This window comes from Pseudomonas sp. B33.4, assembly GCF_034555375.1.
GTDB lineage: Bacteria > Pseudomonadota > Gammaproteobacteria > Pseudomonadales > Pseudomonadaceae > Aquipseudomonas.
Map to the genome: position 1 here is coordinate 1,790,302 of NZ_CP140706.1, position 25,557 is coordinate 1,815,858.

Sequence of the window (25,557 nt, forward strand, 5' to 3'; positions counted from 1 at the left end):
TCGATGACCTCGGCGATTTTTATTCCCGAGCTGGGCCATCTGGCGATGATTCTGGCGCTGTGTTTTGCGCTGGTGCAGGCCGTGGTGCCATTGATTGGCGCCTGGCGCGGTGATCGTTTCTGGATGAGTCTGGCCCAGCCCGCCGCATGGGGGCAGTTTGCCTTTTTGCTGTTTGCGTTCGGCATTCTGACCTACGCGTTCATGACCGATGACTTCTCCGTCGCGTATGTGGCGAACAACTCCAACACCGCGTTGCCGTGGTATTACAAATTCAGCGCAGTGTGGGGTGCCCACGAAGGGTCGTTGCTGCTGTGGGCGCTGATTCTCGGTGGCTGGACGTTCGCGGTGTCGGTGTTCTCCCGGCAATTGCCGCAAGTCATGCTGGCACGGGTGCTGGCGGTGATGGGCATGATCAGCACCGGTTTCCTGCTGTTCCTGATTCTCACGTCCAACCCGTTCAAACGTATCCTGCCGCAAATGCCGAGCAATGGCGCTGACCTCAATCCACTGCTGCAAGACATTGGCCTGATCGTTCACCCGCCGATGTTGTACATGGGTTACGTCGGTTTTTCGGTGGCGTTTGCCTTCGCCATTGCGGCGTTGATGGGCGGTCGTCTTGATGCCGCGTGGGCGCGCTGGTCGCGCCCGTGGACCATCGTCGCCTGGGCCTTCCTCGGCATCGGCATCACCCTCGGTTCGTGGTGGGCTTACTACGAACTCGGCTGGGGTGGCTGGTGGTTCTGGGACCCGGTGGAAAACGCCTCCTTCATGCCTTGGCTGGTCGGCACCGCGCTGATTCACTCGCTGGCGGTCACGGAAAAACGTGGCGTGTTCAAGAGCTGGACGGTGTTGCTGGCGATTGCCGCGTTCTCGCTGAGCCTGCTCGGTACGTTCCTGGTGCGCTCCGGCGTGCTGACTTCGGTGCACGCATTTGCCTCCGATCCTGAGCGCGGCGTGTTCATCCTGATCTTCCTGTTGTTCGTGGTTGGCGGCTCGCTGACGCTGTTCGCCCTGCGTGCGCCAGTGGTGAAAAGTCAGGTCGGCTTCAACCTGTGGTCGCGGGAAACCCTGCTGCTGGGCAACAACCTGGTGCTGGTGGTGGCCGCGTCGATGATTCTGCTCGGCACGCTGTACCCGCTGATTCTCGATGCCCTCAGCGGCGCGAAGATGTCGGTGGGCCCGCCGTACTTCAATGCGCTGTTCATTCCGTTGATGGCGTTGCTGATGATGGTGATGGCGGTCGGCGTTATCGTGCGCTGGAAAGACACCCCGGTGAAATGGCTGGCCAGCATGCTGACGCCAGTGCTGCTCGGCAGCGTCGCGCTGGCCGTGGTGGCCGGTGTCGCTTACGGCGATTTCAACTGGGCAGTGATCGCGACCTTCCTGCTGGCCGGGTGGGTGTTGCTCGCGGGCGTGCGCGACATCGTCGACAAGACTCGCCACAAAGGTTTGATCAAAGGCCTTCCAACCCTGACCCGCAGCTATTGGGGCATGCAGATCGCCCACCTCGGCATCGCCGTGTGTGCGCTGGGCGTGGTCTTGTCGAGCCAGAACAGTGCCGAACGCGACCTGCGTCTGGCGCCGGGCGAGTCGATGGACCTGGCCGGTTATCACTTCGTCTTCGAAGGCGCCAAGCACTTCGAAGGGCCGAACTTCACCTCTGATAAAGGCACCATTCGGGTGATCCGCGACGGCAAGGAAATCAGTGTTCTGCACCCGGAAAAACGTTTGTACACCGTGCAGAACTCGGTGATGACCGAAGCCGGGATCGACGCCGGTTTCACCCGCGACCTCTACGTTGCCCTCGGCGAACCGCTGGACAACGGCGCGTGGGCCGTGCGGGTGCACGTCAAACCGTTCGTGCGCTGGATCTGGTTCGGCGGTTTGCTCACCGGGTTCGGTGGTTTGCTGGCAGCGCTGGATCGACGTTATCGGGTCAAGGTAAAAGCCAAGGTGCGTGAAGCGCTGGGCATGACGGGAGCGGCTGCATGAGACGTTGGTTGATGCTGGTGCCATTGGCGATTTTCCTGCTGGTGGCGGTATTTCTTTATCGCGGTCTGTACCTCGATCCGGCGGAGTTGCCGTCGGCGATGATCAACAAGCCGTTCCCGGAGTTTTCCCTGCCAAACGTGCAGGGCGACAAGAGCCTGACCAAGGCTGACATTCTCGGCAAACCGGCGCTGGTCAACGTCTGGGGCACCTGGTGCATTTCCTGCCGGGTCGAGCATCCGGTGCTGAACAAACTCGCCGAGCGCGGCGTGGTGATCTACGGCATCAATTACAAGGACACCAACGCCGATGCCTTGAAGTGGCTGGCCGAATTCCACAATCCGTATGTGCTGGACATCCGCGACGACGAAGGCTCGCTGGGCTTGAACCTCGGTGTGTACGGCGCGCCGGAAACCTTCTTCATCGACGCCAAGGGCATCATCCGCGATAAGTACGTTGGCGTGATCGATGAACAGGTCTGGCGCGAAAAACTCGCCGCCAAGTATCAGGCGCTGGTGGATGAGGCCAAGCCATGAAGCGCTTTTTAGCGGCGCTGGTATTGGGCTTGAGTCTGGCCGGTGTCGCCCATGCCGCCATCGACACCTACGAGTTCGCCAAAGAAGGCGACCGTGAGCGTTTTCGCGAGTTGACCAAGGAGCTGCGCTGCCCCAAGTGCCAGAACCAGGACATCGCCGACTCCAACGCGCCGATTGCCGCGGACCTGCGCAAAGAGATTTTCCGCATGCTCGGCGAGGGCAAGGACAACCAGCAGATCATCGATTTCATGGTTGATCGCTACGGTGATTTCGTCCGCTACAAACCGGCGCTCAATGCCAAGACCGCACTGCTGTGGTTCGGCCCGGCCGGGCTGCTGCTCGGTGGTGTTGTGGTGATCGCGGTGATTGTCCGCCGTCGTCGCGGCCAGCGTGCCGAGACTCCGCAAGCGCTGTCCAGCGAAGAGCGTCAGCGCCTCGACCAACTGTTGGATAAAAACCAAGAATGATTGATTTCTGGCTTGCCGCAGGGCTGTTGCTTCTGGTCGCCCTGAGTTTTCTGCTGATCCCGGTGTTACGTGAACGTCGCGCCCAGCGTGAAGAGGATCGGACTGCCCTGAACGTCGCGTTGTATCAGGAGCGTGTCGCCGAGCTGCAATCGCAGCAGGCTGAAGGTGTGCTCGACGCCGCGCAAATGGACAGCGGTCGTGCCGAGGCGGCGCGTGAGTTGCTGGCGGATACCGAAGGTGTTGCCGCGCCGCGCGTGTCGAAACTGGGTAAACCATTGCCGCTGCTGGCAGCGGTCCTGGTGCCGGTGTTGGGCCTGGGCCTGTATATGCACTTCGGTGCTGCCGACAAGGTCGAGCTGACCCGCGAATTCGCCCAGGCACCGCAGTCGATGGAAGAGATGACCCAGCGTCTGGAGCGTGCCGTCGCGGCGCAACCGGATTCTGCCGAAGGTCTGTATTTCCTCGGCCGGACCTATATGGCGCAAGAGCGTCCGGCGGACGCGGCGAAGATGTTCGAACGCGCTGCCAACCTTGCCGGTCGTCAGCCGGAACTGCTCGGCCAGTGGGCGCAGGCGCAGTACTTTGCTGATGGCAAGAAGTGGTCAGCGAAGATTCAGGCCCTGACTGACGAAGCACTGAAGGCTGATCCGAAAGAAGTCACCAGCCTTGGTCTGCTCGGCATCGCTGCGTTTGAAGGCGAGCGTTATCAGGAGGCCATCGATTACTGGAACCGCTTGCTCGCGCAATTGCCGCCGGAGGACAGTTCCCGCGCCGCGCTGCAAGGCGGGATCAAACGCGCCGCCGAACGTCTGGAAGCCAGCGGCGGCAAAGTTGCTCAAGCACCGCAAGCCGCGAAAGCTGCGCTGTTGAAAGTCAGCGTCGATCTTTCCAGCGAACTCAGAAGCAAAGTGCAACCGGGCGACAGTGTGTTCATCTTTGCCCGCGCGACTTCCGGCCCGCCGGCACCGCTGGCCGCCAAGCGTCTAACCGTGGCCGATCTACCGGTGACCGTCGAACTGGGCGATGCCGACGCGATGATGCCGCAGTTGAAACTGTCGAACTTCCCTGAAGTCCAACTGGTTGCGCGCATCTCGCGGGCTGGTCAACCGACCGCCGGCGAGTGGGTCGGTCGCAGCGGCCCTCTGGCCAGCAGCACCACTGCGCTACAAAAACTGACCATCGACAGCCCGGACAAATAGCCGGGGCACAACAGGAAAGCACCGCCATGCACACCATCGCCCGAATCACAGTCCTCACACTGGCCCTGGGCTTGAGTGCATGTGCGGTGCAACGACCGGAACCGACCACCAACCTGCCGCCGATTCCGCCGTCACAACCGAGCCCGACCCCATCGACCTCGCCGACGCCAGGCAAAAGCATCCCGGCAAAACCGGCCAAACCAGTCCCGCGCACCTCGGCCAGCTTCGCCCCGCCACCGGGCGGCAACAGCCACTGGGATCAAAAACTCGGCGTCTACGTCCTCGACGACCAGACCAACACCTTCTACCGCCAACGCACCTACTACCGCTGGAACAACGGCTGGAGCCGCTCGATCAGCCCCAACGGCCCGTGGGAAGACACCAACATCCACGGCGTGCCACCGGGGTTGGGCAAGCGGTTCGGGCAGTAAATGTAAACGGCGATCTTCGGATCGCCGTTTTTTTTAGAGGCTTAGCACTTGCCGTACTGTAGGAGCTGGCGAAGCCTGCGATCTTTTGATCTTGCTGTTCAACTGGCCAACACCCCCTGCACAAACTCCACAAACGCCCGCGCTTTGGCACTGGCCATTCTTCCCGTTGGAAACACCGCCCATAAATCCAGATCGGGCAGTGTCCAGTCGTGCATGACGGTTTTCACTGCGCCGCTGGCCAGTTCCGGGGCGAACATCCATTCGGAGGCCAGCGTCAGGCCCTGATCGGCCAGCACGGCTTCGCGTACGCCCTCAGCCGCGCTGACGCGCAAACGTCCGCTGAGGATCACCGATTGTTGTTCCGAGCCTTTGGCGAACTCCCAAGTGTTGCCCCCTCCGAGGTTGTAGACGACTGCTTGGTGTTTACTCAGTTCGGCAGGACAGCCCGGTTCGCCGTGCTTGGCAAAGTAGGCCGGTGTGCCAAGCACCACGCGGCGGCAGTCGGCGATCTTGCGGGCGGTGAGTCCCGAGTCGGTGAGTGCGCCCATGCGCAAGGCAACGTCGATGCCTTCTTCGACCAGATTGATGTTGCGGTCGTCAAGCATCAGGTCGATGTTCAGTTGGGGGTGCTGATCCAGGAACGACCCCAGTTGCGGCACGATGTGCAGGCGGCCGAAGGTCACGGCGGCGCTGATGCGCAGATTGCCGCTCAGGCCGCTGGCGATGCCTCGCGCAGCGTTGTCGGCCTCGTCGGCTTCTTCGAGGGCGCGTTTGGCCCGCTCGAAAAACGCGAGCCCGGCTTCGGTCGGGGTCAGGCCTCGGGTAGAGCGCAGGAGCAGGCTGACGGCCAGACGTTTTTCCAGATGAGCGATGGTTTTCGATACGGCGGGCTGACCGATATTCAGGCGTCGGGCCGCAGCGGAAAACGAGCCGGTTTCGACGACGCAGACGAAGGTTTCCATGGCGGCGAGGCGGTCCATCTGCGTTCCTTACTAAAATCTCGAAGTCATCTTGGAACCCCTGTAGGAGTGAGCCTGCTCGCGATAGCGGTGTGTCAGTCAAATCAATGTCGGCTGGACGAACGCTATCGCGAGCAGGCGAAGGCCTACAGGGGATTTTTGTTGTTGATTAGATTGCGGCTTTGCCGACCGAGGCGCCGCCATCGACAAACAGCGTCTGCCCGGTGATGAAGCCGCTTTGCTCCGAAAGCAGAAACGCAATCGCCGAGGCAATCTCTTCCGGCTGCCCCAGCCGCCCCATCGGCACCCCGGCCAGATAGCGCGCCTCACCCTCGCTGCCCGGCGGATTGTTGGCGCGAAACAGTTCGGTCTCGGTCGGCCCCGGTGCTACGGCGTTCACGGTGATCCCGGTCTGCGCCAGCTCCAGTGCCCACGAGCGGGTGAAACTGATCAGCGCCGCTTTCGCCGCTGCATACGCCGTGCGCTGGGTGATGCCCAACACCGTCAGGCTGGAGATATTCACCACCCGGCCCCAACCTCGCGTGCGCATTCCCGGCAACAACGCCTGGGTCGCCTGCAACGCTGAATGTAGATTCAACCGCATCACGTCGTCGAAGGCGTCCAGTTCGATTTCGCCCAACGCCTGCGGTCGCACCAGCCCGACGTTGTTCACCAAACCGTCGAACTCGTAAGTGCGCGCGAGCTCCGCCAGCACCTCACCGGTCAACTTGCGATCACTCAGGTCCAGCGGAAACAGAATCCCCGGAAAGCTCAAATCCGGCTGGCGAGCAATGCCCACCACGCGATGCCCGGCGCGATCCAGATGCTCGGCCAGCGCCCGGCCAATGCCTTTGCTGGCGCCGGTGATGAGGAAAGTACGTCGGGTCATGGCAACTCCAGGGCATGGATCATCGATTCAGCCGCGCAATGCATCCAGCATCGCTTCGGGCTCGGGACGCTGAGTGTAATCCGGGTTGACCTCGGCGTAACGAATCACGCCATCCTGACCGATCACATAACGCGCCGGCATCGGCAAGGTCCACGCGGGATCATCGTTGAAGCTCGGCAGGTCATTGCGCAGGTTCTTGTACAGTTCGATCAGGTAGTCCGGCAATTCGAAGCGCAAACCAAAGGCTGCGGCGACGTCATTGCGCGGATCGCTGAGGATCGGGAATTGCAGTTCGTTGATGCGTTGCGACTTGCGACTGTTGGCGGCGATCTGCGGTGAAAGCGCTAGCAGACTCGCCCCGGCGTCCCGAATCGCCGGCAGAAAAGCCTGTAATGCCTGCAACTCCATGTTGCAGTAAGGGCACCAGACGCCACGATAAAACGTCAGCACCAAAGGTCCTTGTGCCAGCCGATCGGCGGACGAGACCGGGTTGCCCTCAGGGTCTTTCAGGGTGAACAGCGGCGCCGTATCGCCGACCTTCAAGGCACGACCGGCGGCGCCGGAGGCGATCAGTTCGGCGGTGGCGCGCTCCATCACCGGGTGGATGTCGGCCGGGGCGTTGTAAGGTGGTTTGCCGGCCTTGAAGTCGGCTTTGAAGGCATCGAGTTTTGCTTGCAGGGTCATGGTCGAAGGTCCTGAAGAAGCGCCGGTAGTGGCTGGATTCAAGAGTGACCGTCAGGCTTGCGCAGGGGAACGCCGTTGCGGGGCATAGCATTCATGCTCGAGGGGAATGAATCAAAACTCACACTCTGTAAAACAACCGGACGTCGCTTTGCGGTTTCCTGTGCTTGAATAAATATAACTCTAGGGTTATTTTTAACAGACCAAGCCAAGGAGGCCATTGGTGCAGAGCAGGCAATTGATCAAGGAGTTGGAGGAGGCGGGGTGGGTGCTGGATCGGATCACCGGCAGTCATCACATCTTCACTCACCGATATAACCCGTACACGATTCCCGTCCCTCACCCGAAAAAGGATTTGCCACTGGGGACGGTCAAAAGCATCAGGAGGCGTGCCGGGTTGTATAACCCGCCAGCCAGTTACCAAGGAGATCCATAATGCAATATCCAATCTGCATCGAATGGGGTGACGAAAATACCGCCATTGGTATCCAGATCCCCGATATTCCCGGCGCCGTTACGGCAGGGGATAGCTTTGAAGATGCCTACAATGCGGCGGTTGAAATCGCCCACATCATGCTGCAAGAAATTGCGGCGGACGGTGAGTCGATTCCTATGCCGACATCGGCATCTGCTCATCGCAGTAATCCGGAATTCGCCGATATGGGCTGGGGCATGCTGGAACTGGATATCTCGCCGTATCTCGGCAAGACCGAGAAGGTCAACGTGACGCTGCCTGGTTACGTGATCCAGCGAATCGACCGTTATGTGCGCGAGCACAACGTCAAAAGCCGCTCCTCCTTTCTGGCGGACGCGGCGATGGAAAAACTGGTTCGATATTGAACGTCATCGCTCCCACGGGCTCAGTGAATAACCTGTGGGAGCGAGCCTGCTCGCGAAGCTTTTGACGCCTTACGCCGTTGCCAATGAACCGCGCTGCGAAGCACTCAAAAACCGCAACAACGCCAACAGCGGAAACACACTCCCGACAATCACGATCCACAACCAGCCGCCATGTTCGTACACCGCACTGGCCACCGACGAGCCGAAGGCGCCGCCGATGAAGATGCTGGTCATGTACAGCGCGTTCAAACGACCACGGCTTTTCGCGTCCAGCGAGTAGACCGCGCGCTGGCCGAGGACCATGTTCATCTGCACGCAGAAGTCGAGCACCACGCCGGTCACGGCCAGGCCGATGACGCTGTAGGCGGGGTGAATGAACGCCGGCAGGAAGCTCAGGCTGGCAAATATCATCGCCAGCAGCGAGGCGATGCGGGTGTGGCCGGCGTCGGCCAGGCGTCCGCTGATCGGCGCGGCGATGGCACCGATGGCACCGACCAGAGCGAAGATCGCAATTTCGCTTTGCGACAGGCCATGGTTGCGCGCCAGTTCCAGCGGTACGGCGGTCCAGAACAGGCTGAAGGTGGCGAACATGCAGCCCTGATAAAACGCCCGCTGACGCAATACCGGTTGCTGGCGCAGGAGTGTCCACAGCGAACCGATCAGTTGGCCATACGTGGCGCTGTGATCCGGTTGGCGCTTGGGCACGGTCAGCGCCAGCACCACGCTGATCGCCGCCATCAACGCAGCGGCAATCATGAACATCGCGCGCCAGCCCAAGTGGTCGGCGACCACACTCGACACCGGCCGCGCCAACAAAATGCCCAGCAACAAGCCGCCCATGATCCCGCCGACCACCCGGCCACGGGATTCTTCCGGTGCCAGATGCGCAGCCAATGGAATCAGGATCTGCACCGACACCGAACTGAAGCCCACCAGCAACGAGATCAGCAGGAACACGTTCGGCTGATCGGTAAACGCCGCCGCCAGCAGGCTGGCAATTGCCACCACGGTGGTGATGATCATCAACCGGCGGTTTTCCAGCAGATCGCCCAGCGGCACCAGAAAGAACAGGCCCAGCGCATAGCCAATCTGCGTCAGCGAGACGATGAAACTGGCCATGGTGTCGGAGAGGCCGATGTCCGGCGCGATCAGGCCGATGATCGGCTGCGCGTAGTAAATGTTGGCAACGATGGCGCCGCAGCAGAAGGCGAACAGCAGCACCATGCCTCGGGTCATTGCGTGAGTGGTGGTGGTCATAAGGTTTCTCGATCCAGCGAAAGGGGAATGCGGTGAGGCTATGGGACAAACCCGACGAGCAGAAGACGCCCTCGGCTGATATCAGTTATTCCGTTGCGGAATGACCGGGTGCTAGCGGTTTGTCATCCATCGGCGAACCTTGCGTCCGGCCGTTGGGGGTCGATGATACATTCACTTACATCCTGTTCGATAGCGTGCTTATGTTTGCATTGGCTTGTTCAACATTGATGACCGGAGGATTGCAATGAGGATTCGCCTTAGCGCAACGATTGTCCTGATCAGCCTGCTGGCCGCGACAAGCGTGCAGGCCGCCGATGCTCCGGGGATGCGCCTCGGCGTGCGCGGCGAGATCACCGGGGTCAGCACCGACAGCCTGAAAGTCCACGTCAACAGCGGCGAGAATGTGGTTATTCAGTTGACCGGTGACACCAAGGTACGCGCCGTCACCCTGGCCAATATCGAAGACATCAAACCCGGCAGCTACATCGGTTCGGCGGCGATGCCGCAGGAAGATGGCACGCTCAAGGCGCTGGAAGTGCATGTGTTTCCGCCGGAGCTGGCGGGCAGCGGCGATGGTCATCGACCTTTCGATCTGGCCAAGGGCAGCAGCATGACCAATGGCAGTGTCGGTGATCTGGTGGTGAGCAACGGGCGGGTGCTGACGGTGAACTACAAGGGCGGGCAGCAGAAGATTCTGGTGCCGGAGGATGTGCCGATTGTGAATCTGATGCCGGGGGATCGGAGTTTGCTGAAGGTTGGGGTGAAGATTGTGACGTTCGTCACGCAAAGTGCGGATGGCACGCTGACCGCGCAATCGATTTCTGCGGGTAAGGATGGGGTGACGCCACCGATGTAGAGGCCCCTCACCCTAGCCCTCTCCCAGAGGGAGAGGGGACTGATTGGGGGATGCATGTGAATTACGCCGACCTGAACGTGCTGTGGTGAATCCATAATCGACGAAATCTTTCAATTCGATGTAACTCGCCAGACACCTCGGTCGGCCCCCTCTCCCTCTGGGAGAGGGCTGGGGTGAGGGTAAAGCGGCCACAAAAAAAGGCGACCACTGTGGGTCGCCTTTTTCACGCCTGCTTAAACCTTACTGCCCGCTATAGATCTGATCAAAAACCCCACCATCATTGAAGTGGGTCTTCTGCACCGTACGCCAGTCACCAAAGGTCTTCTCCACCGAGAGGAAATCAACTTTCGGGAAACGATCGGTGTACTTCGCCAGTACCGCCGGATCACGCGGACGCAGGTAGTTCGCCGCCGCAATCTCCTGACCTTCCGGCGACCACAGGTACTTCAGGTACTCATCCGCCGCCGCACGCGAACCTTTCTTGTCGACCACTTTATCGACCACCGACACCGGTGGCTCAGCCTCAGCCGAAACACTCGGATAAATCACTTCAAACTGATCACGACCAAACTCGCGGGCAATCATTTCCGCCTCGTTTTCGAAGGTCACCAGCACGTCGCCGATCTGGTTGGTCATGAACGTGGTAGTCGCCGCGCGGCCACCGGTATCGAGTACCGGCGCTTGTTTGAACAGTTTGCCGACGAAATCCTTGGCCTTGTTCTCGTCGCCGCCATTCTTCAGCACATAGCCCCAGGCCGACAGGTAGGTGTAGCGGCCATTACCCGAGGTTTTCGGGTTTGGCACGATCACTTGCACGCCGTCCTTGAGCAGGTCCGGCCAGTCTTTCAGGGCTTTCGGGTTGCCTTTGCGGACGATGAACACAGTGGCCGAGGTGAACGGCGCGCTGTTGTTCGGCAGACGCGTGACCCAGTTTTCCGGCACCAGTTTGCCGTTGTCGGCGAGGGCGTTGATGTCGGTGGCCATGTTCATGGTGATGACGTCAGCCGGCAGGCCATCGATGACCGAGCGCGCTTGCTTGCTCGAACCGCCGAAGGACATCTGCACGGTGATGTTTTCGTTGTGCTCGGCTTGCCAGTGTTTCTGGAACGCAGTGTTGTAGTCCTTGTAGAAATCGCGCATCACGTCGTAGGAAACGTTGAGCAGCGTCGGGGCTGCCTGGGCGATGTTGGCCAAGGCCAGGCCGGCGGCGAGAAGTGAGGCGCCAAAGAGTTTTTTCACTGCGCATTCCTTGTTTTATCTATGTAGAAGCAGGAGGTGATGTTCAATTGCCACTGACTATAACGGGGCACGCATAGTCGTTTAAAGATTAAAAAGCTCTTTGCTTATTCCAGTTTCTTAAACAGTGCGTTGCCACATCGCGAGCAGAACGCTGCGCCGTGTTCATGGCTGTTTTTCTTGCACACCGGGCAGTCGTGTTGCAGCTGTTCGCCGCGCATGGCGTTGGCCAGTTCGGCGGTAAAAATCCCCGTCGGCACAGCGATGATCGAGTAACCGGTGATCATCACCAGCGACGAAATCACTTGGCCCAGCGGCGTCTTCGGCACGATGTCGCCGAAGCCCACGGTGGTCAACGTGACGATAGCCCAATAGATGCCTTTGGGAATGCTGGTGAAGCCATGCTCGGGGCCTTCGATCACGTACATCAAAGTGCCGAACACCGTCACCAGCGTGCAGACGCTGACCAGAAACACGACGATTTTCTGTTTGCTGCCGCGCAGCGCCGACATCAGATAGTTGGCTTGCTTGAGGTACGGGCTGAGCTTGAGCACGCGGAAAATCCGCAACATGCGGATGATCCGAATGATCAGCAGGTACTGCGCATCGCTGTAATACAGGGCGAGGATACCGGGCACGATCGCCAGCAAATCCACCAGCCCGTAAAAGCTGAAAGCATAGCGCAACGGCTTGGGCGAGCAGTACAGACGCAGGATGTACTCGCCGAGAAAGATGATCGTGAAGCCCCACTCGATGTAGGCCAGCACGTCGGCGTAATTCTGGTGAATGCTGTCGATGCTGTCGAGCATCACGATCACCAGACTGGCGAGGATGATCAACAGCAGGATGCCGTCGAAGCGACGCCCGGCGAGGGTGTCGCTCTGGAAAATCATGACGTAGAGCCGTTCACGCCAACTGTTGCTGCTGTCCATGGAAAACGCCTGAATCGAAGATCAGCGCAGCCTAGGTTGATTCTCCCCATGAGCGCAAGGCGCACGCTCGACCGGCGTTTTGCCGAGCATCTGAATACCGGCGCGGATCAGCCAGGCGGCGAGGATGAACGGCGCGGTCAGAGTAGCGAGGCCGACGGCAGCAAATAGCGGAGTGACCAGCAGCGCGAGGACGATGCCGAGCAGGGGCAGCCACGGTTGTTGGCGTTGCGCGCAGAAGGCGAGGGCGGCGAGCACGGCGTTATAGCTGCCGAGGCCGAGCAAAGCGGAGCCGGTTTCGTGATGCAGCAGGCTGGAGCCGAGACCGATCGCCGAGGCGAGCATTGCCCAGCAAAACGCCCGTCGATCAGCGATCAACAGACCGATGGCGATCAACGCGCCGGCCAGTGGATGACCAAGGAACATCACCTGGCCCAAACCACGCAGTTCAGCGGCGAGCAGGTTCAGCGTGTTCATCTCGATGTGCGCCATCGGCGCTGACGGTTCGGCGAACAACAGCAGGATCCAACTCAGCGCCACAAACGGCGAGGTGTAGGCCGGAATCGATCGGCTGCGGTACACATGTTTGAGCCATTGCTGCGTGGCCATCGCGCTCAGTCCGCCGGCGGCAAGAATCAGCGGCGGCAGCAGCGGCGACCACGGGAAATACAGGCTCAGCAACAGGCCGAGCAAGATGCCGTTGTAACTGAACAGCCCGGCCTGGCGATCAGCCTTGGCGTAGTTGCGCCGTTGTGCGGTGAGCAAACCGGCGACGGCACCGAGCAGCGCACCGGCGAACAGCACCGGTGCCGTCAGCAGGATCGCCAACAGGCACAGCAGGCCGCACAGCGGATGGCGCTGGAGGAATATTTGACTGAAACCGTTGAGCAATGCCTCGGCCCAGTCGGGGCAGTGGGTGTTGAAATGATTGGCAGGCATGGGCAGTTCTGAAAGTCAGTGAAACCGAGGCGCCTGTTTCGCCAGCAGGCTGGCTCCCACATTGAATCTTTGTTCAGTCATTGAGTTTGTGATGCACACAAATCAACTGTGGGAGCGAGCCTGCTCGCGAAGAGGCCAGTTGTAGCGCTCAAGCATTTTGATTGAAGGAATAACCGCTATTCCCACAACAGCTTTTTGAGCATGCTCAGATCAATGTCTCGATCCGCAGCGAGTTAGTCGACCCAGGCTGCCCGAACGGCACACCAGCAGTGATCAACAACGTGTCACCACGCTCGGCCATGCCCTGCGCCTGGGCGATTTCCAGCGCGGTCGAGCAGACTTCGTCGACCTGACGCAGGCGATCGTTGACCACCGAATGAATCCCCCACGCCACGCTCAAACGCCGCGCGGTTTGCAGGTTCGGCGTGAGGTTGAGGATCGGCGCTTTCGGCCGTTCCCGCGCTGCACGCAAACTCGACGATCCCGACTCGCTGTAGTTGACCAGCACCGCCACCGGCAGCACGTTACTGATGCGACGGATCGCACAGCTGATCGCATCGGACACGGTCGCTTCTGCTTTCGGTCGGCTGACGTCGAGCTGAGTCTGATAATCCGGGCCGTTCTCAACCTGACGAATGATCTTGCTCATCATCTGCACGGCTTCCAGCGGGTATTCGCCGGACGCAGTTTCTGCCGACAGCATCACCGCATCGGCACCTTCGGCCACGGCGTTGGCAACGTCGGTCACTTCGGCGCGGGTCGGGGCAGGGGAGAAGCGCATCGACTCGAGCATTTGCGTCGCTACCACCACCGGTTTGCCCAGTTCGCGGCAGGTGGTGATGATGTTTTTCTGAATCTGCGGCACGCTTTCGGCCGGCACTTCGACGCCGAGGTCGCCGCGAGCCACCATGATCGCGTCGCTCAATTCAGCGATTTCGCGCAGCTGTTCAACGGCGGAAGGCTTCTCGATTTTCGCCATCAGAAAGGCTTTGTCGCCGATCAATGCGCGGGCTTCGATGATGTCTTGCGGACGCTGCACAAACGACAGCGCGACCCAGTCCACACCCAGTTCCAGACCGAAGCTCAAATCGCGGCGATCCTTGGCAGTCAGCGGGCTGAGGTCGAGCACCGCTTGCGGCACGTTGACGCCTTTGCGATCCGACAACTCGCCGCCGTTGAGCACGGTGGTGTCGATCGCATCGGCGTATTTGCTGACTACGCGCAGACGCAGCTTGCCGTCGTCGAGCAACAGATCCATACCCGCTTCCAGCGCTTCGATGATTTCCGGATGCGGCAGATTCACTCGGCGCTCATCGCCCGGTGTCGCGTCCAGATCGAGACGGAAGGCCTGACCGCGATGCAGTTGCACCTTGCCGTCAGCGAACTTGCCGACGCGCAGTTTCGGCCCTTGCAAGTCCATCAGAATGCCCAGCGGATAGTTGAGCTGGCGCTCGACTTCGCGGATCCACTGATAGCGCTTGGCGTGGTCGGCGTGATCGCCGTGGCTGAAGTTCAGGCGGAAGATATTGACCCCGGCCTCGACCAGTTCGCGGATCTCTTCGATGCCGTCGACAGCAGGCCCGAGGGTGGCGAGGATTTTTACCTTTTTATCAGGCGTCATGATTTGCAGCTCTCAAGGATCAGAATGGCGCGGAAGTCGTTGACGTTGGTGCGGGTCGGCTCGGTGACGATCAGCGCATCGAGCGCCTCGAAATAGCCGTAGCCGTTGTTGTTATCCAGCTCGTCGCTGGCGCTCAAACCGAGGGCGGCGGCGCGGGCGTAGCTGTCCGGGGTCATAATCGCGCCGGCGTTGTCTTCCGAGCCGTCGATGCCGTCGGTGTCACCGGCCAGGGCATAAACGCCGGGCTGGCCTTTGAGGTTGTCGGTGAGGCTCAAAAGGAATTCGGCGTTGCGCCCGCCACGGCCATTGCCGCGCACGGTCACGGTGGTTTCGCCGCCGGAAAGAATCACGCACGGTGCTGCCAGTGGCTGGCCGTGATTGATGATCTGGCGGGCGATGCCGGCGTGGACTTTCGCCACTTCGCGCGACTCACCTTCGAGGTCGCCGAGGATCAGCGTGCTGAAACCGGCCTGACGGCATTTCACTGCCGCCGCGTCCAGCGATTGCTGAGGACGGGCGATCAACTGGAAGTGGCTGCGCGCGAGGCTTGGGTCGCCGGGTTTGACGGTTTCCGACTCAGGGCTTTGCAGCCAGGTGCGCACCGAAGCAGGGATCTCGATGCCGTAGCGTTTGATGATTGCCAGCGCTTCGGCGGAAGTGCTTGGGTCGGCCACGGTCGGGCCGGAAGCGATGACCGTGGCGAGGTCGCCCGGTACATCGGAAATCGCGTAAGTGTAAACAGTGGCAGGCCAGCAGGCCTTGCCCAAGCGGCCACCCTTGATCGCCGAGAGGTGCTTGCGTACGCAGTTCATCTCGCCGATGGTCGCGCCGGATTTCAGCAGGGCTTTGTTGATCGACTGCTTGTCGGCGAGGGTGATGCCTTCGGCCGGCAACGCCAGCAGGGCCGAGCCGCCACCGGAGAGCAGAAAGATCACGCGGTCGTCTTCGCTCAGGTTGCTGACCAGCTCGAGCACGCGTTTGGCCACGGCCAAACCGGCTGCGTCGGGGACGGGATGCGCGGCTTCGACCACTTCGATTTTTTCGCACGGGGCGCCGTGACCGTAGCGGGTCACAACCAGGCCAGACACCTCACCTTCCCAGCAGCGCTCGACCACTTGCGCCATGGCGGCAGCGGCTTTGCCGGCACCAATGACGATCACCCGGCCGCTGCGGTCGGCAGGCAAATGAGCTTCGAGGACCTGGTTCGGATGGGCCGCGTCGATGGCTGTGGCAAACAGCTCGCGCAGCAGTTGTTGCGGATCGACCGACATGGCGGGCTCCCGGAATTCTTGTTATTCGAAAGGGCAACTCAGATCACTGTAGGAGTGAGCCTGCTCGCGATTCAGGCGCCGCGGTAAATCTGACTCACCGCGGTGACTTCATCGCGAGCAGGCTCACTCCTACAGGTTTGATGAAGGCTTATTTGTTGTCGCGAATCGAGAAGTTGGCCATGTGTTCCAGACCTTTGATCAGCGCCGAGTGATCCCAGTTGCTGCCACCGATCGCGGCGCAGGTGCTGAACACTTGCTGGGCGTTGGCGGTGTTCGGCAGGTTGATGTTCAGCTCCTTGGCGCCTTGCAGGGCCAGGTTCAGATCCTTCTGGTGCAGGCTGATGCGGAAGCCTGGGTCGAAAGTGCCTTTGATCATGCGCTCGCCGTGCACTTCAAGAATCTTCGAGGAGGCGAAACCGCCCATCAGTGCTTCACGCACCTTGGCCGGATCAGCACCGTTTTTCGAAGCGAACAGCAGGGCTTCAGCGACGGCCTGAATGTTCAGGGCAACGATGATCTGGTTGGCGACTTTGGCGGTTTGACCGTCGCCATTGCCACCGACCAGGGTGATGTTCTTGCCCATGGCCTGGAACAGCGGCAGGGCACGTTCGAAAGCATCGGCGTCGCCACCGATCATGATGCTCAGGGTCGCGGCTTTGGCGCCGACTTCACCGCCGGAAACCGGTGCGTCGAGGTATTGCGCGCCTTTCTCATTGATCTTCGCAGCGAAGGCCTTGGTGGCGGTCGGCGAGATCGAGCTCATGTCGATGACGATTTTGCCTTTGCTCAGGCCAGCGGCAACGCCGTCGGCGCGGAACAGTACGTCGTCGACCTGTGGGGTATCCGGGACCATGACGATGATGAATTCAGCTTCCTGCGCGACTTCGCGCGGGTTGGCCAGGGCGACGGCGCCAGCGGCGACCAGGTCGGCAGGGGCGGCGTCGTGGTGCGCCGACAGGAACAGGCTGTGACCGGCTTTCTGCAGGTTCGAAGCCATTGGGTGGCCCATGATGCCGGTGCCGATAAATCCGATTTTAGCCATGAGAAAATCCTCTTGTTTTTGTCTTGCTCAAGCAAATAGGGGGAAGCTGTTGCTTTTATGTAGGAGTGAGCCTGCTCGCGATTCAGGCGCTGAGGTACATCAGGTGTACCGAGGTGAATTCATCGCGAGCAGGCTCACTCCTACAGGGGATCTGCGTCAGATTGCGTTGTGGGTTTTCAGCCAGCCGAGGCCTGCTTCAGTGGTGGTCAGCGGCTTGTATTCGCAACCCACCCAACCCTGATAACCGATGCGGTCCAGGTGTTCGAACAGGAAGCGGTAGTTGATCTCACCGGTGCCTGGTTCGTTGCGCCCTGGGTTGTCCGCGAGCTGCACATGGTTGATCTCGCCCAGGTGCGATTGCAGGGTGCGGGCCAGATCGCCTTCCATGATCTGCATGTGATAGATGTCGTATTGCAGGAACAGATTGGCGCTGCCGACCTGTTCGCGAATCGACAGGGCTTGCGCCGTGTTGTTCAGGTAGAAGCCCGGGATGTCGCGGGTGTTGATCGCTTCCATCACCAGTTTGATGCCCGCTGCCTGCAGCTTGTCGGCGGCGTATTTCAGGTTGGCGACGAAGGTCTTTTCCACGGTGGCATCGTCTACGCCTTGCGGACGGATACCGGCCAGGCAGTTGATCTGGGTGTTGCCCAGCACTTGTGCGTAAGCGATGGCCAGATCGACACCGGCACGGAACTCTTCAACCCGATCCGGCAGACACGCGATACCGCGCTCGCCCTTGGCCCAGTCACCGGCCGGCAGGTTGAACAGCACTTGGGTCAGACCGTTGGCGTCGAGCCTGGCCTTGATTTCGGCAGAGCTGAAATCGTACGGGAACAGGTACTCGACACCGCTGAAACCAGCCTTGGCGGCGGCGTCGAAACGGGCAAGGAAATCCTGTTCGGTGAACAGCATGGACAGGTTGGCTGCGAAACGCGGCATGGTGGTCTCCTAAAAAACGGATGTGACACGGTTGGTCAGATTGTTCGCGATCAGTCCCCTCTCCTGGGGGAGAGGGTTAGGGTGAGGGGGATCCTGAGTCTGATCCGAATCTTGCGATCACCGCAAAACCTTTCCCTCACCCCAGCCCTCTCCCATAGGGAGAGGGGGCTAAAAGCGATCAATCAAGCAGCGAAATCGCCGTTGGCGCATCGTTGCCGACCAGCGCCAGGTCTTCGAATTCGTTTACGGCGTTGATCTCGGTACCCATGGAGATGTTGGTTACACGCTCCAGAATGATCTCGACGATCACCGGCACCTTGAACTCTTCGATCATCTGTTCGGCCTTGCGCAGGGCAGGGGCGATTTCCGAGGGTTCGAACACACGCAGTGCCTTACAGCCGAGGCCTTCAGCCACTGCGACGTGGTCAACACCGTAACCGTTGAGTTCCGGCGCGTTCAGGTTATCGAAGGACAGCTGCACGCAGTAGTCCATTTCGAACCCGCGCTGTGCCTGACGGATCAGACCCAGGTACGAGTTGTTCACCACGACGTGGATGTACGGCAGTTTGAACTGAGCGCCGACCGCCAGTTCTTCGATCATGAACTGGAAGTCATAGTCCCCCGACAGGGCCACGACTTTACGGTTCGGATCGGCCTTCACCACGCCCAGCGCTGCCGGAATGGTCCAGCCCAACGGGCCTGCCTGGCCACAGTTGATCCAGTGACGCGGCTTGTAGACGTGCAGGAACTGCGCGCCGGCAATCTGCGACAGACCAATGGTGCTGACGTAGCAGGTGTCCTTGCCGAACACCTGGTTCATTTCTTCGTAAACGCGCTGTGGTTTGACCGGCACGTTATCGAAGTGGGTTTTGCGATGCAGGCTGGCTTTGCGCTGCTGGCAGTCTTGCAGCCAGGCACTGCGGTTTTTCAGCTTGCCGGCGGCTTGCCATTCACGGGCCACTTCGATGAACACGGTCAGTGCTGCAGCGGCGTCGGAAACGATGCCCAGATCCGGCGTGAACACACGACCGATCTGCGTGCCTTCGATGTCGACGTGAATGAACTTGCGACCTTCGGTGTAAACGTCAACCGAACCGGTGTGACGGTTGGCCCAGCGGTTGCCGATCCCCAATACCACGTCGGATTTCAGCATGGTCGCGTTGCCGTAACGGTGCGAAGTCTGCAGACCAACCATGCCGACCATCAATGGGTGATCGTCAGGGATGGTGCCCCAGCCCATCAGGGTCGGGATCACCGGGATGCCGGTCAGTTCAGCGAATTCAACCAGCAGATCGCTGGCGTCGGCGTTGATGATGCCGCCGCCGGCCACCAGCAATGGACGTTCAGCCTGATCCAGCAAAGCCAGAGCCTTTTCGACCTGCACGCGGGTAGCGGTCGGTTTGGCCAATGGCAGCGGCTGGTAAGCGTCGATGTCGAATTCGATCTCGGCCATCTGCACGTCGAACGGCAGATCGATCAGCACGGGGCCTGGACGGCCGGAGCGCATTTCAAAGAACGCTTTCTGGAACGCGTAAGGCACTTGGCCCGGCTCCAGAACAGTGGTCGCCCACTTGGTCACTGGCTTGACGATGCTGGTGATGTCGACAGCCTGGAAGTCTTCCTTGTGCATACGGGCGCGGGGTGCCTGGCCGGTAATGCAGAGGATTGGAATCGAGTCGGCCGAAGCGCTGTAGAGCCCGGTGACCATGTCGGTGCCGGCAGGGCCGGAAGTACCGATGCACACGCCGATGTTGCCGGCCTTGGTGCGGGTGTAGCCCTCGGCCATGTGCGAGGCGCCTTCCACGTGGCGAGCAAGGACGTGATCGATGCCACCGACTTTCTGCAAGGCGGAGTACAGCGGGTTGATGGCAGCGCCCGGGATGCCAAAAGCGGTATCAACCCCTTCACGGCGCATCACCAGAACGGCGGCTTCGATTGCTCTCATTTTGCTCATGGTTTTGTGCCTCTTTACGTTTTGTAATTGTATACAAGTGGCTTTGCGCAGAGTGTATTCACGGCGGACGGCGCAGGTCAATCCATTTTCTCAAGCGCCTGTTTCATTCGTCGGAAGCCTGTCTGACTGTGGCTTTTCGTCGCATGTGGCGCTTTTCGAGAATTATTGTATACAAAAAAATAACTCATTGTGTTCTATTTGTTGCATCGGCCTGCGGCAGAAAACCGCAGGTCCACGACTTTCCCTATAACAAAATGAGGACGGCACCATGAGCGCTTTAACCTTGAAAGTCGCAGTCAACCTGGTCAACGAGGCCATCAACGCAGGGCGCGGCATCAACGCCGCGCCGCTGACCATCGCGGTACTCGATACCGGCGGCCACCTGATCGCGCTGCAACGCGAAGACGGCGCCAGCCTGCTGCGCCCGAACATCGCCATCGGCAAAGCCTGGGGCGCCATCGCGCTGGGCAAAGGCTCACGCCTGCTGGCACTCGACGCCCAACAACGCCCAGCCTTTATTGCCGCGCTGAACAGCATGGGCCAGGGCAGCGTCGTGCCGGCACCGGGTGGTGTGTTGATTCGGGATCAGGCGGGGAATGTGCTGGGCGCGATCGGGATCAGCGGCGATCTGTCGGATATCGATGAGCAAGTGGCGATTAAAGCGGTGGAGGCGTTGGAGTTGCGGGCGGATGCGGGGGTGGCGGCTTGATTTTGTAGCGGCTGATTAACTGCCTTCGCGAGCAGGCTCGCTCCCACATTGGATTTGTGCTCGGACACAAAATGTCTGAATACCCCAAGCCCCCTGTGGGAGCGAGCCTGCTCGCGAATACGATCTCAAAAACACATCTTGCTAAAAACCTGACACTTGCTCCCACATTCACAGAACTAACCTTTTCTTGATCAGGATATGAAAAGGCAAAGGAATGCGGGATCTATCTGCTTCAAATCGTTTGCGCATTGGTCGTTACTCCGAACACAACCGCATCTACCTGCTGACAACCAATACGGCGGGAAGGCAGCCTGTTTTCAGCGACTTTGCACTGGGTCGATTGGTCGCCAGCCAATTTCACGTCGCAGAGGAAATGGGCATTGCCAGTACGTTGGCCTGGGTAGTCATGCCAGATCATTTTCATTGGCTGATTGAATTGAAGCGCGGTTCGCTCGGCGAGTTGATGCAGCGTACAAAATCCCTCAGCACCAAAGCCGTGAATCTCTCGACGGGTCGCCAGACCAGCCTTTGGCAATCAGGATTTCATGATCGTGCATTGCGCAGAGAAGAAGATCTGGTGAAGCTGGCTCGGTATGTCGTGGCTAACCCGTTGCGGGCTGGTTTGGTTAAGAAGCTTGGCGACTATCCGCTGTGGGATGCGATTTGGGTTTGAGCGTTATTCTGTGTTGCCGCCATTCGCGAGCAGGCTCGCTCCCACAGGGGATTTGTGAACACCACAGATCCAATGTGGGAGCGAGCCTGCTCGCGAAGCAGTCACTGCGGTCTATCAGTCCGGCTCACACCCCTTCAACACCAACCGGATAATCGTCTGCGCCGCCGCTTCATAATCTGCCTCGTCCAGCTTGTCCTTACCCGTGACCGCAGAAATCTGCCAGTCGAAGTCGGCGTAGGTCTGGGTCGCGGCCCAGATGCTGAACATCAGGTGGTTGGGGTCGATCGGGGCGATCTGGCCGCGATCGATCCAGCTCTGGATGCAGTCGATGTTGTGCTTGGCCTGACCGTTGAGCTGCTCGACCAGGTCGGCGCTCAGGTGTGGGGCGCCGTGCATGATTTCGCTGGCAAATACTTTCGAGGCGAAGGGCAGGTCGCGGGAGATGCGGATCTTCGAGCGGATATAGCCGCTCAGCACTTCGCTCGGTACGCCGTCCGGATTGAACGGGGTCGAAGCCTGCAAAATCGGCACGATGATGCTTTCCAATACCTCGCGGTAAAGGTTTTCCTTGGACTTGAAGTAGTAGTAGACGTTGGGCTTGGGCAATCCCGCCTTGGCGGCGATGTCGCTGGTTTTGGTCGCAGCGAAGCCCTTGTCGGCAAACTCCTCACTGGCGGCACGCAGGATCAGTTCTTTGTTGCGCTCGCGGATTGTGCTCATAAACCCGGTGGTTCCTTGCCTGTTCTGGCGGTTGCGCATGGTAGCACCGGCCTCGCGCGGCGCTCAAGAATGCCCCGCGTGGTCTAAGGTCGCGTTATGCTTCGCAACATTCATACATAAAAGGAAACAGGATTCATGGCAGGAAGCAGTTTGCTGGTGCTGGTCGACGATATTGCCACCGTGCTGGACGACGTGGCGTTGATGAGCAAAATGGCCGCCAAGAAGACTGCCGGCGTGCTCGGCGACGACCTGGCGCTCAATGCCCAGCAGGTCTCCGGCGTGCGTGCCGAGCGGGAAATTCCTGTGGTCTGGGCCGTGGCCAAGGGCTCGTTCGTCAACAAACTGATTCTGGTGCCATCGGCGCTGGCTATCAGTGCGTTCGTGCCGTGGCTGGTGACGCCGTTATTGATGGTCGGTGGTGCGTACCTGTGTTTCGAGGGCTTCGAGAAGCTCGCGCACAAGTTTTTGCACAGCGCGGCTGAGGATGAGGCTGAGCATGCGGAGTTGACTGAGGCGGTAGCCGATCCGGCGACCGATCTGGTGGCGTATGAGAAAGACAAGATCAAGGGCGCGATTCGCACTGACTTCATCCTGTCGGCAGAAATTATCGCCATCACCTTGGGCACTGTGGCGGATGCCTCGCTTACCCAGCAAGTGATTGTGATGTCCGGCATCGCCATCGTCATGACCGTCGGTGTTTACGGTCTGGTGGCCGGTATCGTCAAACTCGACGACCTCGGGTTGTGGCTCACCCAGAAACCAGGGCAGTTTGCGAAAAAAATCGGCAGCGGCATCCTGAGCGCGGCACCGTACATGATGAAAACCCTGTCGGTGGTCGGTACGGCGGCGATGTTTTTGGTCGGCGGCGGCATCCTCACCCACGGCGTACCGGTAGTGCATCACTGGATTGAAGGTGTTGGCGCAGCGGCCGGGAGTGCCGGGTTTGCCGTGCCAATGTTGCTCAACGGTGTCGCGGGGATCATCGCTGGTGCGGTGGTATTGGCGGTGGTTTCCGTCGTCAGCAAGATCTGGAAAACCGTGAAAAACTGACATTCAACACAAACCCTTGTAGGAGTGAGCCTGCTCGCGATAGCGGTGTATCAGCCTCACAAGTTTCGCCTGACACACCGCTATCGCGAGCAGGCTCACTCCTACAGTTTGATCTTTGTTGTGCCATGAAAAAAGGGCCATTCGACTCGCATCGAATGGCCCTTTTTTGTACCTGCCGAAAACTACTCGGCGATCTGCAACTTGCGCGCCTCGGTGTACACGTAACGCACTTTCTCGTACTCGAACGGCGAATTCATCTGGCCATAACGGAAGCTGGTCTGGTAGCGCTTGTCGACCGCACGCAAGGCCCAGATTTCCGGGTGGTTGGAGCTGACTTCCGAGACATTGAGGAAGTTGATCGCCGATTCGGCGGTGTAATCCACAGCCAGGCCTGCGGTGTCGCGGATGTTCGACGGGCCGAAGATCGGCAGTACGAAGTAGGCTCCTCCCGGCACACCATAGAAGCCCAACGTCTGACCGAAGTCTTCGCTCTGACGCGGCAGGCCCATGGCGGTGGCTGGGTCCCACAATCCGGCAATGCCGATGGTGGTGTTGAGCAGCAGCCGCGCGGTGGTTTCCATCGAGCGCTGGCCCTTGAACTGCAGCAGGCTGTTGACCAGGTTCGGCACGTCACCGAGGTTGTTGAAGAAGTTGCTCACACCCGTACGCACGAAGCTTGGCGTGATGTAACGGTAGCCGTCGACCACCGGCAGAAACACCCATTGGTCGAAGCGGTAGTTGAAGTGGTAGACCCGGCGGTTCCACGATTCCAGCGGGTCGTAGACGTTCAGCGCGTTGAGCGTCGAGCGCTCGAACTCGCGTTGATCCAGCCCCGGGTTGAACTTGAGTTTGGACAGCGGCTCTTTGAAGCCGTCGCTGTCGACCACGACGGGCGCGTTGGCTTTACTGTTGTCGGCCTGGGCCACGCCTGCGCAGAGAAGCGCTGCAATCAGCAGGAGATATTTAGCCACGGAAGAACTCCAGCATGGCGTCGCTGTTGACGCGGTAGTTAAGGTTGCCGCAGTGGCCGCCCAGTGGATAAACGGTCAGGCGATCACCGAAGGTCTTGCGCAGGAAACCGAGGTCGCCCGGGCCGAGGATCACGTCGTCGGCGTTGTGCATCACGGCGATTTTCGGGCTGTCGTGCAGGTAATCCTTGAGTGCATACAGGCTGACCTGATCGATCAGTTGCAGCAGGCTGCCGCCGTCGGTGCGCGCGCGCCACATCGGGATCACCTGATCGGTCAGGTAGCAGTCGAAGTCGCACTGCAGCGCACGCTTGAGGAACGGCGTGAGGCTGGTGCCTTCGGTGATCGGGAATTTCGGCGGGGTGATCAGGCCCCGACGGTTGATCAGGTCCGAGGTGAACGCGATGTCGGCCGCCGAGAAGCGGAACGAGGTGCCGATCAGCATCGCCATCTGTTCATTGGTCAGGTGTTGCTTGGACTGCTGGAAGTCGTAGAGCAACGCATCGTTGAGGTCAATGTAGCCTTTCTGCTGGAAGTAGCGGGTCAGCTTGCCCAGCACCAGTTCATAGAACGTGGTGCTGCTGTTGATGCCTTTGACTTCGGTCTGCACCAGTTTGTCGAGGTTGGTGACCGAGGTGTAAAGGTTGACTGGCGGGTTGAGCAGCAGGACTTTCTTGAAGTTGAAGCTGCGGCGCGTCTCGTCCAAATGCGCGACGAACGCAGCATCAAGGGCGCCGAGGCTGTAGCCGGTCAGATAATACTCGGTGACCGGCAGCTTCGGATTCTGCGCCCGCACGGCCTGCATCACCCGGTACATGTCTTCGGCGTCTTCCTTGGTCACGCCCGGGGTCGCGAAGCGGGAGGCGGCGCTGATGAAGTCGAAACTGGTCGGCGACGACAACTGCACGACGTGGTAACCGGCTTTGTAATAGAGCTTTTTCAGGTATTCGTTGAGCGTGCTGTCATAGCGTGCGCCGGTGCCGGCGATCAGGAAAATCAGCGGAGCCGGCTTGTCCTGGGTGGCGATGCGGTAGGTGAGCTTTTTCACTGCCCAGAAGTTGTCTGGCAGGATGAACTCGCGCTCCGGGCGCAACGTCAGGCTGCGGTCCGTCTGATTGATGTCATCGTCCAGCGGCAGTTCCGGGCGTAAATCGGGCGGGGTCGTGGCAATGGTCGCCTCGAACGGGTTGGTCAGCGGGTAGCCATAACTGGCGGCATCGATATCCACCGCCAGTGCGGACGCACTCAAAATAAGGCCGCTGAACAGCGCGGCGAAGCGCAAGGAACGGAGCATGACTAGATCCCTTAGAGGAAGGTGCCGAATGAAGTTCGCAGGCTATGACCACCGGGTTTGCGCCAAAGTGCCATGCTGCGGCACCAAACAGGCAGAATTCGGAGTAAT

Annotated in this window: 26 protein-coding genes; 11 read left to right on the plus strand and 15 right to left on the minus strand. The window is 59.9% G+C overall.

The features are described from left to right. Positions 1 to 3 precede the first annotated feature (3 nt). From U6037_RS07990 to U6037_RS08010, 5 genes are read left to right on the plus strand one after another with little or no spacing between them, the layout of a single operon-like run. The gene (locus U6037_RS07990; RefSeq protein ID WP_322846363.1) at positions 4 to 1,992 is read left to right on the plus strand and encodes a heme lyase CcmF/NrfE family subunit; all 1,989 of its coding nucleotides are present in this window, start codon (positions 4 to 6) and stop codon (positions 1,990 to 1,992) included. Next, on the plus strand, positions 1,989 to 2,525 hold the full coding sequence (locus U6037_RS07995) for a DsbE family thiol:disulfide interchange protein (protein WP_016987490.1): 537 nt from the start codon (positions 1,989 to 1,991) through the stop codon (positions 2,523 to 2,525). The genes U6037_RS07990 and U6037_RS07995 overlap by 4 nt, the downstream gene beginning before the upstream one ends. Continuing rightward, positions 2,522 to 2,992 carry a cytochrome c-type biogenesis protein gene (locus U6037_RS08000; RefSeq protein ID WP_322846364.1) on the plus strand — a complete coding sequence of 157 codons (471 nt, stop codon included), beginning with the start codon at positions 2,522 to 2,524 and terminating at the stop codon, positions 2,990 to 2,992. The genes U6037_RS07995 and U6037_RS08000 overlap by 4 nt, the downstream gene beginning before the upstream one ends. Further along, the gene (ccmI, locus tag U6037_RS08005) at positions 2,989 to 4,191 is read left to right on the plus strand and encodes a c-type cytochrome biogenesis protein CcmI (RefSeq protein ID WP_322846365.1); all 1,203 of its coding nucleotides are present in this window, start codon (positions 2,989 to 2,991) and stop codon (positions 4,189 to 4,191) included. Before U6037_RS08000 ends, ccmI begins: the two co-directional genes overlap by 4 nt. Positions 4,192 to 4,217: 26 nt before the next feature. Beyond that, on the plus strand, positions 4,218 to 4,622 hold the full coding sequence (locus U6037_RS08010; RefSeq protein WP_322846366.1) for a hypothetical protein: 405 nt from the start codon (positions 4,218 to 4,220) through the stop codon (positions 4,620 to 4,622). A gap of 98 nt (positions 4,623 to 4,720) precedes the next feature. Here the strand turns inward: U6037_RS08010 and U6037_RS08015 are convergent, their stop codons facing one another. The 3 genes from U6037_RS08015 to U6037_RS08025 all read right to left on the minus strand — a co-directional run bounded on the left by U6037_RS08015 (position 4,721) and on the right by U6037_RS08025 (position 7,154). Beyond that, positions 4,721 to 5,602, minus strand: coding sequence for a LysR family transcriptional regulator (locus U6037_RS08015; protein WP_322846367.1), 882 nt, complete (start codon positions 5,600 to 5,602; stop codon positions 4,721 to 4,723). 148 nt (positions 5,603 to 5,750) lie between these two features. Then, a complete protein-coding gene (locus U6037_RS08020) occupies positions 5,751 to 6,470 on the minus strand; it encodes an SDR family oxidoreductase (RefSeq protein ID WP_322846368.1) in 720 nt (239 codons plus the stop codon). Between the two features lie 27 nt (positions 6,471 to 6,497). Next, positions 6,498 to 7,154 (minus strand): peroxiredoxin-like family protein, encoded by a 657-nt coding sequence (locus tag U6037_RS08025; protein ID WP_322846369.1) that lies wholly within the window; start codon positions 7,152 to 7,154, stop codon positions 6,498 to 6,500. Between the two features lie 220 nt (positions 7,155 to 7,374). Between U6037_RS08025 and U6037_RS08030 the strand changes: the two genes are divergently transcribed. Both U6037_RS08030 and U6037_RS08035 read left to right on the plus strand, forming a co-directional pair. Then, complete coding sequence (locus U6037_RS08030) at positions 7,375 to 7,587, plus strand: type II toxin-antitoxin system HicA family toxin (RefSeq protein ID WP_108226823.1); 213 nt, start codon at positions 7,375 to 7,377, stop codon at positions 7,585 to 7,587. Further along, positions 7,587 to 7,991, plus strand: a complete 405-nt coding sequence (locus tag U6037_RS08035) for a type II toxin-antitoxin system HicB family antitoxin (protein ID WP_122844880.1) — start codon at positions 7,587 to 7,589, stop codon at positions 7,989 to 7,991. Before U6037_RS08030 ends, U6037_RS08035 begins: the two co-directional genes overlap by 1 nt. Positions 7,992 to 8,060: 69 nt before the next feature. Here the strand turns inward: U6037_RS08035 and U6037_RS08040 are convergent, their stop codons facing one another. Then, positions 8,061 to 9,248 carry an MFS transporter gene (locus U6037_RS08040; RefSeq protein ID WP_123596049.1) on the minus strand — a complete coding sequence of 396 codons (1,188 nt, stop codon included), beginning with the start codon at positions 9,246 to 9,248 and terminating at the stop codon, positions 8,061 to 8,063. A gap of 244 nt (positions 9,249 to 9,492) precedes the next feature. On the opposite strand from U6037_RS08040, the gene U6037_RS08045 reads away from it, so the two are divergent. Further along, complete coding sequence (locus U6037_RS08045) at positions 9,493 to 10,104, plus strand: DUF5666 domain-containing protein (protein ID WP_322846370.1); 612 nt, start codon at positions 9,493 to 9,495, stop codon at positions 10,102 to 10,104. A 240-nt stretch (positions 10,105 to 10,344) separates the two neighbouring features. Here U6037_RS08045 and U6037_RS08050 read toward each other — a convergent pair whose 3' ends face one another. From U6037_RS08050 to gcl, 8 genes are all read right to left on the minus strand, one after another. Next, positions 10,345 to 11,343, minus strand: coding sequence for a sulfate ABC transporter substrate-binding protein (locus tag U6037_RS08050; protein WP_034151535.1), 999 nt, complete (start codon positions 11,341 to 11,343; stop codon positions 10,345 to 10,347). A 104-nt stretch (positions 11,344 to 11,447) separates the two neighbouring features. After that, positions 11,448 to 12,272, minus strand: a complete 825-nt coding sequence (locus tag U6037_RS08055; protein ID WP_016987501.1) for an ion transporter — start codon at positions 12,270 to 12,272, stop codon at positions 11,448 to 11,450. 21 nt (positions 12,273 to 12,293) lie between these two features. Next, the gene (locus U6037_RS08060) at positions 12,294 to 13,208 is read right to left on the minus strand and encodes an urea transporter (protein ID WP_322846371.1); all 915 of its coding nucleotides are present in this window, start codon (positions 13,206 to 13,208) and stop codon (positions 12,294 to 12,296) included. Between the two features lie 205 nt (positions 13,209 to 13,413). Then, complete coding sequence (pyk, locus tag U6037_RS08065) at positions 13,414 to 14,829, minus strand: pyruvate kinase (protein ID WP_322846372.1); 1,416 nt, start codon at positions 14,827 to 14,829, stop codon at positions 13,414 to 13,416. After that, a complete protein-coding gene (locus U6037_RS08070; RefSeq protein ID WP_322846373.1) occupies positions 14,826 to 16,100 on the minus strand; it encodes a glycerate kinase in 1,275 nt (424 codons plus the stop codon). Before U6037_RS08070 ends, pyk begins: the two co-directional genes overlap by 4 nt. A gap of 148 nt (positions 16,101 to 16,248) precedes the next feature. Next, positions 16,249 to 17,142 carry a 2-hydroxy-3-oxopropionate reductase gene (locus tag U6037_RS08075; RefSeq protein WP_007919937.1) on the minus strand — a complete coding sequence of 298 codons (894 nt, stop codon included), beginning with the start codon at positions 17,140 to 17,142 and terminating at the stop codon, positions 16,249 to 16,251. A 156-nt stretch (positions 17,143 to 17,298) separates the two neighbouring features. Continuing rightward, positions 17,299 to 18,081, minus strand: coding sequence for a hydroxypyruvate isomerase (gene hyi / locus U6037_RS08080; RefSeq protein ID WP_016987505.1), 783 nt, complete (start codon positions 18,079 to 18,081; stop codon positions 17,299 to 17,301). A gap of 178 nt (positions 18,082 to 18,259) precedes the next feature. Further along, the gene (gcl, locus tag U6037_RS08085) at positions 18,260 to 20,035 is read right to left on the minus strand and encodes a glyoxylate carboligase (protein ID WP_008083509.1); all 1,776 of its coding nucleotides are present in this window, start codon (positions 20,033 to 20,035) and stop codon (positions 18,260 to 18,262) included. A 268-nt stretch (positions 20,036 to 20,303) separates the two neighbouring features. Here gcl and U6037_RS08090 point away from each other — a divergent pair, with 268 nt between their 5' ends. After that, positions 20,304 to 20,744, plus strand: a complete 441-nt coding sequence (locus U6037_RS08090) for a heme-binding protein (RefSeq protein ID WP_322846374.1) — start codon at positions 20,304 to 20,306, stop codon at positions 20,742 to 20,744. A 214-nt stretch (positions 20,745 to 20,958) separates the two neighbouring features. Further along, positions 20,959 to 21,417, plus strand: coding sequence for an REP-associated tyrosine transposase (locus U6037_RS08095; protein WP_322846375.1), 459 nt, complete (start codon positions 20,959 to 20,961; stop codon positions 21,415 to 21,417). Between the two features lie 114 nt (positions 21,418 to 21,531). On the opposite strand, the gene U6037_RS08100 is transcribed toward U6037_RS08095, so the two are convergent. Further along, positions 21,532 to 22,137, minus strand: coding sequence for a TetR/AcrR family transcriptional regulator (locus U6037_RS08100; RefSeq protein WP_007919931.1), 606 nt, complete (start codon positions 22,135 to 22,137; stop codon positions 21,532 to 21,534). 135 nt (positions 22,138 to 22,272) lie between these two features. On the opposite strand from U6037_RS08100, the gene U6037_RS08105 reads away from it, so the two are divergent. Beyond that, on the plus strand, positions 22,273 to 23,187 hold the full coding sequence (locus U6037_RS08105; RefSeq protein ID WP_322846376.1) for a DUF808 domain-containing protein: 915 nt from the start codon (positions 22,273 to 22,275) through the stop codon (positions 23,185 to 23,187). Positions 23,188 to 23,369: 182 nt separating this feature from the next. Here the strand turns inward: U6037_RS08105 and U6037_RS08110 are convergent, their stop codons facing one another. Both U6037_RS08110 and U6037_RS08115 read right to left on the minus strand, forming a co-directional pair. Next, the gene (locus U6037_RS08110; RefSeq protein WP_242209277.1) at positions 23,370 to 24,158 is read right to left on the minus strand and encodes a VacJ family lipoprotein; all 789 of its coding nucleotides are present in this window, start codon (positions 24,156 to 24,158) and stop codon (positions 23,370 to 23,372) included. Then, positions 24,151 to 25,449, minus strand: coding sequence for a serine/threonine protein kinase (locus tag U6037_RS08115; RefSeq protein ID WP_242209278.1), 1,299 nt, complete (start codon positions 25,447 to 25,449; stop codon positions 24,151 to 24,153). Before U6037_RS08115 ends, U6037_RS08110 begins: the two co-directional genes overlap by 8 nt. Positions 25,450 to 25,557: the final 108 nt, after the last annotated feature.

Excerpts from the sequence above, each read along its gene's own strand:
- U6037_RS07990 (WP_322846363.1), top strand. The coding sequence starts at position 4 with ATGACCTCGGCGATTTTTATTCCCGAGCTGGGCCATCTGGCGATGATT.
- U6037_RS07995 (WP_016987490.1), top strand. The coding sequence starts at position 1,989 with ATGAGACGTTGGTTGATGCTGGTGCCATTGGCGATTTTCCTGCTGGTG.
- U6037_RS08000 (WP_322846364.1), top strand. The coding sequence starts at position 2,522 with ATGAAGCGCTTTTTAGCGGCGCTGGTATTGGGCTTGAGTCTGGCCGGT.
- ccmI (WP_322846365.1), top strand. The coding sequence starts at position 2,989 with ATGATTGATTTCTGGCTTGCCGCAGGGCTGTTGCTTCTGGTCGCCCTG.
- U6037_RS08010 (WP_322846366.1), top strand. The coding sequence starts at position 4,218 with ATGCACACCATCGCCCGAATCACAGTCCTCACACTGGCCCTGGGCTTG.
- U6037_RS08015 (WP_322846367.1), bottom strand. The coding sequence starts at position 5,602 with ATGGACCGCCTCGCCGCCATGGAAACCTTCGTCTGCGTCGTCGAAACC.
- U6037_RS08020 (WP_322846368.1), bottom strand. The coding sequence starts at position 6,470 with ATGACCCGACGTACTTTCCTCATCACCGGCGCCAGCAAAGGCATTGGC.
- U6037_RS08025 (WP_322846369.1), bottom strand. The coding sequence starts at position 7,154 with ATGACCCTGCAAGCAAAACTCGATGCCTTCAAAGCCGACTTCAAGGCC.
- U6037_RS08035 (WP_122844880.1), top strand. The coding sequence starts at position 7,587 with ATGCAATATCCAATCTGCATCGAATGGGGTGACGAAAATACCGCCATT.
- U6037_RS08040 (WP_123596049.1), bottom strand. The coding sequence starts at position 9,248 with ATGACCACCACCACTCACGCAATGACCCGAGGCATGGTGCTGCTGTTC.
- U6037_RS08045 (WP_322846370.1), top strand. The coding sequence starts at position 9,493 with ATGAGGATTCGCCTTAGCGCAACGATTGTCCTGATCAGCCTGCTGGCC.
- U6037_RS08055 (WP_016987501.1), bottom strand. The coding sequence starts at position 12,272 with ATGGACAGCAGCAACAGTTGGCGTGAACGGCTCTACGTCATGATTTTC.
- U6037_RS08060 (WP_322846371.1), bottom strand. The coding sequence starts at position 13,208 with ATGCCTGCCAATCATTTCAACACCCACTGCCCCGACTGGGCCGAGGCA.
- pyk (WP_322846372.1), bottom strand. The coding sequence starts at position 14,829 with ATGACGCCTGATAAAAAGGTAAAAATCCTCGCCACCCTCGGGCCTGCT.
- U6037_RS08070 (WP_322846373.1), bottom strand. The coding sequence starts at position 16,100 with ATGTCGGTCGATCCGCAACAACTGCTGCGCGAGCTGTTTGCCACAGCC.
- U6037_RS08075 (WP_007919937.1), bottom strand. The coding sequence starts at position 17,142 with ATGGCTAAAATCGGATTTATCGGCACCGGCATCATGGGCCACCCAATG.
- hyi (WP_016987505.1), bottom strand. The coding sequence starts at position 18,081 with ATGCCGCGTTTCGCAGCCAACCTGTCCATGCTGTTCACCGAACAGGAT.
- gcl (WP_008083509.1), bottom strand. The coding sequence starts at position 20,035 with ATGAGCAAAATGAGAGCAATCGAAGCCGCCGTTCTGGTGATGCGCCGT.
- U6037_RS08090 (WP_322846374.1), top strand. The coding sequence starts at position 20,304 with ATGAGCGCTTTAACCTTGAAAGTCGCAGTCAACCTGGTCAACGAGGCC.
- U6037_RS08095 (WP_322846375.1), top strand. The coding sequence starts at position 20,959 with ATGCGGGATCTATCTGCTTCAAATCGTTTGCGCATTGGTCGTTACTCC.
- U6037_RS08100 (WP_007919931.1), bottom strand. The coding sequence starts at position 22,137 with ATGAGCACAATCCGCGAGCGCAACAAAGAACTGATCCTGCGTGCCGCC.
- U6037_RS08105 (WP_322846376.1), top strand. The coding sequence starts at position 22,273 with ATGGCAGGAAGCAGTTTGCTGGTGCTGGTCGACGATATTGCCACCGTG.
- U6037_RS08115 (WP_242209278.1), bottom strand. The coding sequence starts at position 25,449 with ATGCTCCGTTCCTTGCGCTTCGCCGCGCTGTTCAGCGGCCTTATTTTG.